At 48.0% G+C, this 12,608-nt stretch carries 10 protein-coding genes; 6 read left to right on the top strand and 4 right to left on the bottom strand.

Annotated features, from left to right (window positions below):
• Positions 1-39 precede the first annotated feature (39 nt).
• From B4W65_RS05185 to B4W65_RS05175, 3 genes are all read right to left on the bottom strand, one after another.
• Entirely contained in the window at positions 40-792 is a 753-nt protein-coding gene (locus B4W65_RS05185; RefSeq protein WP_088654046.1) for an SDR family oxidoreductase, read from the bottom strand.
• Between the two features lie 10 nt (positions 793-802).
• On the bottom strand, positions 803-2,038 hold the full coding sequence (locus tag B4W65_RS05180; RefSeq protein ID WP_146697716.1) for a hypothetical protein: 1,236 nt from the start codon (positions 2,036-2,038) through the stop codon (positions 803-805).
• Between the two features lie 93 nt (positions 2,039-2,131).
• Positions 2,132-3,007 carry a pseudouridine synthase gene (locus B4W65_RS05175; RefSeq protein WP_088654044.1) on the bottom strand — a complete coding sequence of 292 codons (876 nt, stop codon included), beginning with the start codon at positions 3,005-3,007 and terminating at the stop codon, positions 2,132-2,134.
• A 156-nt stretch (positions 3,008-3,163) separates the two neighbouring features.
• Here B4W65_RS05175 and glmM point away from each other — a divergent pair, with 156 nt between their 5' ends.
• The 6 genes from glmM to mdh all read left to right on the top strand — a co-directional run bounded on the left by glmM (position 3,164) and on the right by mdh (position 11,356).
• Positions 3,164-4,549 (top strand): phosphoglucosamine mutase, encoded by a 1,386-nt coding sequence (gene glmM / locus B4W65_RS05170; RefSeq protein ID WP_088654043.1) that lies wholly within the window; start codon positions 3,164-3,166, stop codon positions 4,547-4,549.
• A 138-nt stretch (positions 4,550-4,687) separates the two neighbouring features.
• Positions 4,688-6,103: an efflux RND transporter periplasmic adaptor subunit gene (locus tag B4W65_RS05160; RefSeq protein ID WP_240509485.1), complete on the top strand. Its 1,416-nt coding sequence runs from the start codon at positions 4,688-4,690 to the stop codon at positions 6,101-6,103.
• 47 nt (positions 6,104-6,150) lie between these two features.
• Entirely contained in the window at positions 6,151-7,503 is a 1,353-nt protein-coding gene (locus B4W65_RS05155) for an ABC transporter permease (RefSeq protein WP_088654040.1), read from the top strand.
• A 29-nt stretch (positions 7,504-7,532) separates the two neighbouring features.
• Positions 7,533-9,047 (top strand): TolC family protein, encoded by a 1,515-nt coding sequence (locus tag B4W65_RS05150; protein WP_240509484.1) that lies wholly within the window; start codon positions 7,533-7,535, stop codon positions 9,045-9,047.
• A gap of 12 nt (positions 9,048-9,059) precedes the next feature.
• The gene (locus B4W65_RS05145) at positions 9,060-10,328 is read left to right on the top strand and encodes an efflux RND transporter periplasmic adaptor subunit (RefSeq protein WP_088654039.1); all 1,269 of its coding nucleotides are present in this window, start codon (positions 9,060-9,062) and stop codon (positions 10,326-10,328) included.
• A gap of 95 nt (positions 10,329-10,423) precedes the next feature.
• Positions 10,424-11,356: a malate dehydrogenase gene (gene mdh, locus B4W65_RS05140; protein WP_088654038.1), complete on the top strand. Its 933-nt coding sequence runs from the start codon at positions 10,424-10,426 to the stop codon at positions 11,354-11,356.
• A gap of 56 nt (positions 11,357-11,412) precedes the next feature.
• Here the strand turns inward: mdh and B4W65_RS05135 are convergent, their stop codons facing one another.
• Positions 11,413-12,570 carry an AI-2E family transporter gene (locus B4W65_RS05135; RefSeq protein ID WP_088654037.1) on the bottom strand — a complete coding sequence of 386 codons (1,158 nt, stop codon included), beginning with the start codon at positions 12,568-12,570 and terminating at the stop codon, positions 11,413-11,415.
• Between the last annotated feature and the right edge of the window lie 38 nt (positions 12,571-12,608).

Genomic DNA, 12,608 nt, shown 5'->3' with positions numbered 1-12,608 from the left:
CCTTGCGCGCCGGCCGCAGGTCATCAGACAAGCAAATGTCTACACCGAGGTGCCGCCATCCAGGTGGATAATTTGGCCGGTTATGAAGTTGGATTGTGGGCTGAGGAGCCATAGGGCCAGGGAGGCAAAGTCTTCCGCCTGTCCCATGCTTCGGGTGGGTACAGATTGTTGCATTTGTTTCTTAGCTTCTTCGGGACTGATGTTTTGCTGTTCGCTTTTTTTCTTGAAAAGACGCTCCACGGCCTGGGTCTCGTGGAAGCCGGGGGCCAGCATATTGAAGGTTAATCCGCTGCCCTGATTCTCCAGTACCAAAGTTTTCATATAGCCGATTATGGCCATACGGAGCGAAGAGCTGAGCCCGAGGTTTTCTACCGGACGGGTCACTGAGGTGCTTTCGCTGAATACAATTCTTCCGTATTTCTTTTTGATGAAAAGAGGAAGGAGCAGTTGGGTTAATTGGATCTTCCACCGAATGAGCAGGCGATAGGCTTCGTCCCATTGTTCTAAGGAAAGCTCGCTGAGTCGTGCTGCTGGCGGACCTCCAGCATTAATAAACACGCCCGAAAGGGTGGTGGGGAGTTGATCGATCAGTTGTTCTATAAATTCGGGCTGGGTAAGATCGCCTGGCAAGATGGTGCACAAGGAAGGGTGTTTTTCCTTTAGGCTTTCAAGTTTTTGGGTCGAACGTGCCGTAACAATGGTTGCACAACCTTTTTCGAGGAGTCCGGAGGCTACGGCATAGCCGAGACCGGAGCTGGCTCCGGTTACGAGAATACTTCTTGGTGTTTGCATTTTAGTGCTTTTACAGATGAAAATTTAGGCCTAAGCGAAACGACCAATTGTCTATGGAACGGTCCATTTGGTATGGGCCGTAGCGATAATGTACGGCCAAACCGTAGCCTATGGATGCCATTCTGAATAGGTCTTCGAAATAGAGGCCCGACTCAAAATAACCTTTTTCTACTGATTTGGCAAGGGTCTTCCAGTCTGAATGGAGCGTGCCCCACAAAGCAGAAGTGCTGATGGTGAGTACGGGCTGAAAGCAACTTTGTTTGTTGCTGTGAAGCGTTATGCTTTGGCGCAAAAAAGCCTGGAAAAATCGTGTTGCTGCAAATTCATTGGGGCGCATGGTGGCCATGCTGTGTCTGCTTTCTAAGGCTATCGGGTTGCTTCTGGTTCCGAAGGCACTGTATAGGTGGGTGAGACTGGGCGCTTTCCATATTTGGGCTGCATTGAGTCGGAGACTGCTTTTGAATCTCCCAGCAGGTTCAAACAACCAATCTGCTTGGGCTTCTGCCTGCCAATAATTGCCTGGTGTATCTTCAGCTTCTCTCCCGTGTCGCAAATTGGTGTACAGGGTAGGGGTCAGACCGGGCAGCCAAGTACTTTTTCTTTGCCAACGCCAGTATAGGCCATACAGATGTTCTTTAAAAGTGGAAGGGGTTGTTACGGCACGGAGGCTGAAGGGATAGGGGGCAAGCGGACTCAAATGTCGATAGCTGAAATGCAGGGCTATTTTCCCGTACCGGCCTGGTCGCAATTTCAATTGTCCCCCCACGGCTTCGGTCCTGTCTACCGTTCCAACAGCAAATTTCCGGAACCTTTCGTCGGCTATTTCACCATCTAAAAAGGTGAAAGAACCGGTTTCGTACTGATCGCGATGGGCAAAAACCTGCCAGGCTGTAAGGATGTTTCCGGAGAGGTGATGGGTGTAACTTCCGCCATAACTGTGATCACAGGAGCGTAGGCTGTAGCTGTAGAATCCCGACAGGGTAAAGCGGGTGGTGAGATAGCGGCTGGTTTCGAGTCCCAAACCTGGTTTGATGCCTTCGAAGTGGTTGTAGTTGAAGAGTCTCCCCAATTCCATATTAACCAGTCCCGCCGGCCAGTAGCCTCTGGCCAGCTGGCGTTGTCGCTCTGCTTCCAACTCGGCCATGCGCTGGGTTTCCAGACTGTCGATAAGTTGTATAAGAAGCGAGTCGCGCGCTGTGAGTGCTTGTGCCTGGTTTTGGGCTTTTGCAAAATGACCAAGTACCATAAACACCAAGACCAACAACAGTTTTATGCGCCAAGCTGTTGTTTGGCGTTTTTTCTGAACGTGCCTTGCTGATGATGGGCTGGAGCGCAACATTTATTTCAAGATCCCTGCTTTTAAATATTTGATTTCATCCTTGCTAAGAAAACGCCATTTTCCCCGGGGCAGATTTTTTTTTGTCAGGCCTGCAAAATACACCCGGTCGAGCTTTTCCACAGTATATCCCAGGTGCTCGAAAATTCTCCGTACAATGCGGTTGCGCCCCGAGTGGATAACAATGCCAACCTGGGTGGTGTCTACGGGATCGGCATAGCTGACTTCATCGGGTTGAATGAGGCCGTCTTCCAGTTCAATACCTTTTTTAATGAGACTCAGATGTTCCTTTTCCAGGGGTTTGTTAAGGAAGACGTGGTATATTTTTCTGATTTCGGAGGAGGGGTGTGTCAGTTTTTTGGAGAGGTCGCCATCGTTGGTCATCAGCAGCACGCCGGTGGTATTCCGGTCGAGGCGTCCTACCGGATAAACCCTTTCCTCGCAGGCTTCTTCGATCAAATCAAGTACTGTGCGGCGCCCTTCGGGGTCGGATGTGGTGGTAACCATATCCTTGGGCTTGTTGATGAGGATGTATACCTTGGCTTCTGGGTTCAGTTTTTTCCCTTCAAAGCGTACTTCGTCGTTGCGTTTTACCTGCTGCCCCATTTCTGTTACAACTTGTCCGTTGACGGTTACAAGTCCACGTGCAATCAGCTTGTCGGCTTCACGGCGACTGCAAACTCCACTGTTGGCAATGTAGCGGTTCAGGCGGATGGTTTCGGCCTGGGGCTCCATGGGCGCTTCTTCTGTTTTGTGTGGACGCGAGGGGCCTTCGCTCCTGCTCCTGCTCTTGCTTCTGGTGTTGGCCGGCCGGTCTGGCCTGTTGCTCGTTCTTTTTTCCTGTCTGTCGTCCCTTTTATTGCTCCGTCTTCCCTTCATGTGTTGCCTGACTTGTAAGTGAGTAAACTTCTGTTTTATACTGTCTGCAAAGTTGCGAAAATTAATGGGTAAACAGCTTATTTTCCTTTATCTTTGTTTTGCTAAAACCCCCTTGTGGGTTGATTTACTACACTTCTTTAAAAAATAATATCAGCAATGACTTTGATCAAATCAATTTCCGGCATCCGAGGAACCATTGGAGGCGCCCCCGGGGAGGGCTTGAGTCCCATAGATGTAGTTCGTTACACTTCTGCCTATGGCACCTGGGTAAGGAAGCGTTGTGGGAAGGAAAGACCGAAAGTGGTGGTGGGACGTGATGCCCGTATTTCGGGCGAGATGGTAAAAAATTTGGTGCTGGGTGCCTTACAGGGACTGGGTATTGATGTGGTGCATTTGGGGCTGGCTACAACTCCGACTACGGAGTTGGCTGTGACGCACTTTGGCGCCGACGGGGGCCTTATTTTAACTGCCAGTCATAATCCCAAGCAGTGGAATGCTTTAAAGCTGCTGAACGAAAAGGGTGAGTTTTTGTCGGCCAGCGACGGCGAACTTGTATTGGATTTGGCCGATCGGGAGGCCTTTGTTTTTGCCGGTGTGGACCAACTGGGCAGTGTGGAAGAGGCCGATTTTCTGCCCGGGCATATTGCTTCGGTTCTGGCGCTCGATTTGGTTGATGTCGAGGCCATTCGCAAGGCCAATTTTAAGGTGGCTATTGATTGTGTCAATTCCGTAGGGGGACTGGCTGTACCGGCCCTTTTGGAGGCACTGGGTGTCCAGGCGGTTTTGCCTTTGTTTTGTAGCCCCAACGGTGAATTTCCCCACAACCCGGAGCCGCTGCCCGAGCATCTTGGAGAGATTGCTGATTTGATTCGTAAGGAAAAGGCCGATGTGGGTTTTGTGGTGGATCCGGATGTGGATCGTCTGGCCATTATTAATGAAGACGGTTCTATGTTTGGTGAGGAGTACACGCTGGTTGCAGTAGCTGATTATGTGCTCAGGCATACCCCTGGCAATACCGTCTCGAACCTCAGCTCCACACGGGCTTTAAGGGATGTTACCGAAAAATTGGGTGGCAGTTATCGGGCGGCTGCAGTGGGAGAAGTGAATGTGGTGGAAACCATGCGTGCTACCAATGCGGTCATTGGTGGCGAAGGCAATGGGGGCGTTATTTATCCTGCCAGTCATTATGGTCGGGATGCTTTGGTGGGTATTGCACTCTTCTTAACGCATTTGGCCCAATCGGGCTTGTCCTGTTCTCAGCTCAGGAATACTTATCCATCTTACAGTATGTCGAAGAATAAGGTGGAGCTTACGCCCGATATTGATGTGGATGCTTTGTTGGTTAAGGTGAAGTCGCTGTATGCTGATGAGGACATTAACGATGTGGATGGGGTGAAAATTGATTTTGCAGACAGATGGGTGCATTTGCGGAAATCCAATACCGAGCCCATCATTCGTATTTATGCTGAGGCTCCGTCAACATCGGAGGCAGAGGCTTTGGCTGCCACTTTGATGTTGCAATTGAAGGATATGGCGCAATAGGTCGTGAACTATTGAAGGTGTAAGTCCCCATCCTCGCCAGGGGGTGGGGACTTTTTTTCCTTGTTGTTAAACCATTGCCGGTGGTGGTTGTCAGAAAGGAAATTCCGTTCGAAAATAAAAATACTAAATGCATCTCGAATGAATAAAAGTGTTATCAGGTACGCTGCTGTTGGTGCAGCTATGGTCTTGCTCATTTTCTTGGGTTATCGCTGGATTGTAAGCAGCCGTTTATTAGGGGAAACATTGATTGAAGTACAAGTGGAGCGAGGTCCTTTTGTGGCTGAAGTACATTCTACCGGTCAACTTCAAGCCGAAAATGCTACATTTATTGAGGTGCCGGCTGAGTTGTCGAGCCGTCGAATAAATATTTTCGAGATTCAAGTCACCGATTTGGTGGAAGAGGGAACCGTTGTAAAGAAGGGCGATTTTGTTGCATCCCTGGACCACAGTGCCATTGAGGAGTTGTTGACGCAAGCCCAGGAGGATCTGGAAAAGGCTATGCAAGCGCTGCAGGATGCTCGTATCGACACCAACATTAATATGAGCAATCTGAGAGACGGTCTTTTAAATGCCAAGGTACAGGTTGAAGAAAAGAAGTTGGTGTTGGATCAATCTATCTACGAATCTCCTGCTGTTAAACGGCAGGCTGCCTTGGAGCTGGAGCGTGCTGAGCAAAATCTCCTGCAGTTGGAACGCAATTACGAGCTGAAGGAACGGCAGGCTAAGAACAGTGTTGATCGTTCCTTGGAAGAGTTGCGCCGTAACCAGGAGAGTGTCAGGGATATAGAGGATTTATTTAATGCTTTGGACATTACAGCTCCTATGCCTGGAATGGTGATCTATAGTTACGATCGATTTGGGACAAAGATTCAGGTGGGCAGTACGGTTAGTCGATGGGCGCCTCGGATAGCGGAGTTGCCCGATTTATCGTCAATGATTTCGAAGACTTACATTAACGAAATTGATATATCAAAGATCAAAGTGGGCCAGAAAGTAGAGGTTGGGGTCGATGCCTTTCCGGACAAACATTTTGACGGGGAAGTGCTTACGGTGGCCAATATCGGTCAAACTTTGCCCAATGGAGATACTAAGGTTTTTGAAGTGACCATTAAGTTGTTTGGTTCTGATCCGGAATTACGTCCTGCAATGACGACCAGTAATGTGATTACTGTGAATAGTTTGGATGAGGCATTGTATTTGCCATTGGAGGCAGTGTTTAAAACGGATTCTACGCGCTTTGTGTATACCAGGAATCCAGACTTGCAGCGACAGATTATTGCTACTGGCAGTGAAAATGCAAACTTTGTGGTGGTGAAACAGGGCTTGGAAGAGGGGCAGGACGTATTGTTGAATGAGCCTGCAGAGGCAGAAGAACTGCCTTTGGTTGGGGTCGAGATTTATGAAGTCCTTAAGCAGGAGGCCGAAAAGGCAGCAAAAGAGGCCGAAGAAGACAAGGAGAGGCGCCCGCACCCGGAACAGAAGGAGGGGGAGCGCGATCGTCCCCAAGGTCCTGCAGGTGAAGGTCGGAGGGGCAGGCCAGCGTCGGGGAATTAGGGCTTTTTAATTCCAAGGAGGGGTGTTTTTCATTAATTAAGTACATCATGAAGCGTATTGTATATCTTTTTTCCCGCTATTTTCACGACATCATTATTGCGGTGGAGGCTATTTTGGCCAATAAAATGAAGTCGATGCTCACCGCCTTGGGCATTATGTTTGGTGTTGCCGCAGTAATCAGTATGTTGGCCATAGGAAAGGGGGCGCAGCAGGAGGTGTTGGAGCAGATCAAGCTCGTTGGGGTAAACAATATTATTGTTTCGCCCTCTGAGTTGGCTCTGGGATCTCCGGATGCCGGAAGCAATGGTTCCGGAAGTGTGCGTCGTTTTTCTCCGGGACTTACCTTGCAGGATGCAGAAGCCATTCAGGAGGCCATCCCAACAGTAGGGAAGGTCAGTCCTGTAATCTCTCTAAATTATCACGCTGTTTTAGAAGGAAGAAGTTATCCTGTGGGCCTGGAAGGCGTATCGTCCAATTATTTTGAGCTTTTGAATGTGAATTTGGCTGCAGGCTCAATCTTTAATGTAGAGCAGAGTGATGGGGGCCTTCCTGTTTGTGTCATAGGCGACAATATACGGAATCGCTTTTTCAGCACGGAGGATCCCATTGGGAAGTATATTAAAGCGGGAGACACCTGGCTGAAGGTGATCGGGTTAATAGAACGCCGTGATTTTACCGCTTCTGCTTCTGATGAAATGGGTATAAGCAGTACCGATAATAAAATATTCGTGCCGGTTAAAACCATGTTGTTGCGTTTTAAAGATCGGGCCCGAATCAATCCGGAAGTACTGGAAAGTGTGGCCCGGGGAGGAGATGGTGGGGTGTCTGTTGACGAGTCGGTGGTTACCGCGACCCATCAGCTCGATAAGATTATTATTCAGGTAGAAGAAACAGAATATCTTAGTGTTACGGCCGATATTGTGAAAAGAATGTTGTTGCGCCGTCATTCTGACATCTATGATTTTGAGGTGACGGTTCCGGAGCTGCTGTTGAAGCAGCAGCAGAAAACAAACGATATTTTTAACATTGTTTTGGGTGCCATTGCCAGTATTTCCCTTGTTGTTGGTGGGATTGGTATTATGAATATTATGCTGGCTTCGGTTTGGGAACGAATCCGTGAAATAGGTACTCGTCAGGCCATTGGTGCTTCGCGGAAAGACATCATTGTTCAGTTTTTGGCAGAATCGACCTTGATTAGTGTAACCGGTGGAATGATTGGTATTGTAATTGGCGTCATTATGGCGCGATTGATTAATGTGATGGCCGACATACAAACTGTTGTGAGTTTGTTTTCGGTGTTGGTGGCTTTTGGTGTGTCGGCTACCGTGGGCATAGTGTTTGGTTACATCCCGGCCAAGCGGGCTGCTAATCAGGATCCGGTAGAATCATTGCGACATTAATATTGGAGTTGATTTAAAAGATTTAATTGATGATGGAAATTAAATACAGTATGAAGTGGCTGGCAGCAGTTTGCTTGCTTAGCGGAATGCCTTTTTTACTCTCGGCACAACGTTCTTCTGAGGTGTTGGAGGTAGAGTTAAGTCTCGACGATGTTATAGAACTTGCAGAAAAGCAATCGCTGTATAGTTTTCGTATCAAAAATATGTACCTGGCCAGTTATTGGGAGTTTCGCAGTTTTAAGGCCAATCGCCTGCCCCGTTTGATTATGAATACTACGCCCATCAACTTTGACCGATCGGTGCGCAGTCAGTTTATTTCGGAGGAGGAGGGTGATCGTTTTATTTCCCAGTCCACTTTTTCGTCGCAGGCTTCGGTGTCTTTGGAGCAAAATGTTCCGTGGACAGGCGGTGTTTTTGATGTAACTTCTTCATTATCTCGTATTCAGAATCTCGATAACGATGGTGTTCAGTATGCCTCCGTTCCTGTAAGTATTGGTTTTACACAATCACTAAATGGCTATAATGCCTTACGTTGGGAATCTCGTATTGAGCCTTTGAAATTTGAGCAGGCTAAGTTGGAATATCTGCAGTCCAGAGAATCTATGGCCATTCAGGCCACCAATCAGTTTTTTTCGGTGGCGGCTTCTGAAATTAATCGTCGAATTGCCGAAGTGAATTATGCCAATGCCGACACTTTGTACCGAATAGGTAAGGGGCGTTTTGAAATTGGAACCGTTACTCAGGACGAACTGCTGGATTTGGAGTTGGGATTGTTGAATGCCCGCCTGGAGCTGAGTCGCTCTGAGGTGGAGTTGAGACAGTCCAATGCTTCTCTGAGTTCTTTTCTGGGGCTGGATGATGATGTATGGGTAAAGTGTATTATCCCCGCGCATATTCCTGATTTACAAATTGAGGTAGATCAGGCTTTGGCACTGGCGCAGGAAAATAATCCCGATATCTTAGGCTTTCAGCGACAGATGTTGGAATCGCAGGAACGAGTTGCCCAAACCCGTGCCAACAACGGCATCAGTGCCAATATACGGGCCAATTTGGGATTGAATAAAAACGCAGAGGAAATTGATTTGGCTTATGAGAGCCCGTTTCTCGAGCAACAGCAGGTTCGGGTGGGTTTGAGTATTCCCATAATGGATTGGGGGGTTCGAAAGGGCCGGGTGGAGATGGCGCGTTCCAATCATGAAGTGATAGAGGCGGAGGTTAAACAGCAGATGATTGATTTTGAGCAGGAGGCCATTAATAGTCTGCTCGATTTTAATCTTCAGGAAGAACAGGTCGCTATAGCGGCCAAAGCCGACACCATTGCGCAAATGGGTTTTGATGTAACCATGCAACGTTTTCTCATTGATAAAGTGGATGTTATTCGTTTAAATTCTGCCAGGAATTCCTTAGACGCTGCACGCCGCAGTTATATAAATGCTTTGCGGCGTTACTGGACCAGTTATTATGGGGTTCGGCAGTTAACCTTGTACGATTTTGAGAACAATCGTCCCCTTGTCGAAGAGTTGGATGAATTGTTACAGCAATAAGAAGATAGGAATATGAAAAAGAAGCTTTGGCAATTAGTAATTCCGGTTGTGTTGGTGGTGTTGACCTTGGTGGTTTATGCGCTGGCCACCCGTGAGCGGGAAAAGGATCCGGATGTGGTGCGGGTGGAGCAAGGGATGTTCGAAATTGTGGTTAGTGGTACCGGGGAATTGGAGGCATTGGAGTCGACCAATATTATGATTCCTGAGGTTTTAACCGATCGGAGTGTTCGAATAAGAAGTCTTGCCATTACGGATATTGTGCGCGAGGGCACGGTAGTTAAAAAGGGTGATTATGTGGCCACCCTGGACCCAGGCGATGTGGAGGAACGCATTCGTAGTACCGAGGATGCCTTGGAAATGTACCGCACTAACCTGGATAATGCCAAGATTGACAGTTCCTTGGTGCTTAGTGATGCCCGTGATGAGATTAGACAGGCCAGAGATCTGGTGCTTGATCGTGAAATTCGTCTGGAGCAATCGGTATATGAGTCTGAGGCCGTGCAGCGTCAGGCCCAAATCAGTCTCGAAACAGCCCGGCGTTCTTTGGAGCAAAAGCAGCGCAATTATCGTCAAATGGTGCGTAGGCACGAAATGTTTATAGAACGGGCCATCAATAATTTGAAGGAACAGGAAGAGCAGATGGCTATGCTTCAGCAGTTGAAGCGTGATTTGTATGTGGTTGCTCCCAGCAGTGGTCTGGTAGTTTATGCTCGTGCCGGGAATGGCGAGAAAATTAGAGTAGGTTCTCATGTGCACCGTTGGTCTCCGCATATTGCCATGTTGCCCGATTTGGAGACCTTGCAGTCGGTGGTTCAAGTCAAGGAAATTGATGTTTCAAAAGTGAGGCCCGGTCTGCCTGTAAGGGTGCGTATTGATGCTTTCCCTGAAGACGAGTTTCGTGGAGTGGTAACACGGGTGGCCAATGTGGGTCAGGAAGTGTCTGGAGAATTTTACAGTGCCTTTAAGGTCGAAATTAAAGTGGATCCAAATGGGAAGTTGTTGTTACCCGGAATGACTTCTACCAACAGTATTGTGGTCGATTCAGAAAAAGAGGCCTTGATGGTTCCTCGATTGGCTGTCTTTACTGATTCGGTTCTTGGGCAATTTGTGTATAAGCGGGAAGGCTTGTCGGGCATGGTAAAACAACAAATTATTACCTCGGGCGAAAACGATCAGTATTATCGGGTGGCTGCAGGTTTGTCACGGGGAGATAAAATCCTGCTGCATCCCTCCGGCGACGATCGAAAATTGTCTGTTCGCCTGGTAGAAGAGTCGAAATGAATCCTTGAAAAAAAATAATGAAGAAAATTTTCTTCAATACAGCTTACTTGTTTATATTTGTGCAAAGCAAATAAAACCAACTAAAAGATAGACCGATGAAAGTAACCGTTGTAGGAGCAGGAAACGTAGGTGCCACTTGTGCCGACGTTTTGGCGTACCGCGAAATTGCCAATGAAGTGATTCTGGTGGACATTAAGGAAGGTGTTGCTGAGGGAAAAGCTTTGGATATTTGGCAAAAAGCCCCCATCAACCTTTACGACACCCGTACAGTAGGGGTCACAAACGATTATGCCCGCACCGCCGGATCGGATGTAGTGGTCATTACTTCCGGATTGCCGCGTAAGCCTGGCATGAGTCGCGACGACCTTATTGAGACCAATGCCGGAATTGTTAAGTCGGTCACTGAGCAGATTGTGGCTCATTCGCCCGAGGCCATTATTATTGTCGTATCCAATCCACTGGATGTGATGACCTATCAGGCGCACATCTCCAGCAAGTTGCCCCGTACCAAGGTCATGGGTATGGCCGGTATTTTAGATACCGCTCGTTATCGTGCCTTTTTGGCAGAGGCATTGGATGTGTCGCCCAAGGATATTCAGGCTGTACTGATGGGTGGCCACGGCGACACCATGGTTCCTCTGCCTCGTTATACCACTGTAGGAGGTATTCCGGTAACCGAGTTGATAGACGCCGACAAGCTGAACGCCATTATTGAGCGTACCAAAGTGGGGGGTGGCGAGTTGGTTAAATTGATGGGCACTTCAGCCTGGTACGCTCCCGGTTCTGCTGCTGCTCAGATGGTTGAAGCCATTATTCGTGACCAGAAGAGGGTTTTCCCGGTTTGTATTAAGCTCGAAGGAGAGTATGGTATCGATGATTGCTACCTGGGTGTTCCTGTTGTTTTGGGTAAGAATGGTGTGGAAAAGGTGATTGAATTGGATTTGAATGAGGAAGAAATGGCATTGTTGCGCACCAGCCGGGATCACGTTATTGAAGTGATGAACGTATTGGAAAAACTGGGAAAATAGTCTTCCTTTTCGCAGATATTTAAAAGAGCCCGGCATGCCGGGCTCTTTTGGTTGGATTATTGCGTGTCTTCTTGTTCGTCGCTTTGTTGCAGCACCGGCATTTTGCTTTCTCCCAAAATCAATAAGCGATAATAGGAAAAAATGAGTGTAGTCAGCGGCAAGGCCAGAAGCATCCCCAATACGCCCATCAGACTTCCCCAAATTGATAGCGACAACAATATGATGGCCGGATTCATGTTGTAGGCCTTGCCCATTATTTTGGGGATCAGAATGGTTTCCTGGATGATTTGAACCACCGCCATAACCAGCAGGACCAGGAGTACTATCTGACCAAAACTTTGGTCGGTCTCCATAGCCTTCAGCAAAGCCAGGAAGAGTGCCGGAATAAAGCCCACGACCTGCAGGTAGGGGACAATATTCAGCAGTCCAATAAATAGCCCTAAGGTTACCGCCATGGGCAACTGAATGAGGGAAAACCCGATGGCAAGGAGTATGCCCACAATTATAGCAATAGTGGTTTGGGCCCTGAAATATACCCGCATGGCCTTTTTTAAGTCGTCGGAAATGCTGATGGCAAGTGGCCGGTGCTTTTCGCTCAGGAGGCCCTGCCATCCGCTCTCCAGTTTTTTATAGTCGAGCAGGATGAAAAAGAGATAGAGCACAATCAGCAAGAGTCCCGCTGCACCTGCCAGGATATTTATGGAATTGTTGAAAACGGATTTTGCAGATAGGAGTATAACTTCTCCTGCCTGGTTCAGGTTTTCGGCATTAAGTAAGTCTTGTACACGTTCGCTGACCAGGAAATTGCGCAGCCAGAGGTCCACATTTTCCGGGATGAAATCCTGATAGCTGTGACTTTGAAGGTAAATTTTTACCAGGCTCCCCAGTTTGGCTAATTCGTTCAGGAATTGAGGGACGAGCCACCAAAGAACTCCGCCCAGAAGACCAAGAAATATAAACAAGGTCAAAAAAACAGCCAGTCCCCGGTGCTTAATGCGCAGGCGGTTTTGGAACAGGGCCACCAAAGGGTCGGTCAGGTAGGCCAGCAGCAAGGCAATAAAGAAGGGCACCAGTACGTTGCTTATTGATCGGATAATCATTACGATACCGACTATAGTGGCTATGGAAAGCAAAAGGCGTACGAAGCGATCAAAAGTGAAGGGGCGGTCATCCTGCCAGGCTTTAAAAGGGTGATATTGTTTAAAATCGTCCATTTTTGGTCTGATGTTTGGTAATGAAGTTGGGCAAATGT

The organism is Geofilum rhodophaeum, from assembly GCF_002210225.1.
Lineage (GTDB): Bacteria > Bacteroidota > Bacteroidia > Bacteroidales > Marinilabiliaceae > Geofilum > Geofilum rhodophaeum.
The sequence above is the reverse complement of the archived record's forward strand: the minus strand, read 5'-3'. Positions and strand labels throughout refer to the sequence as shown.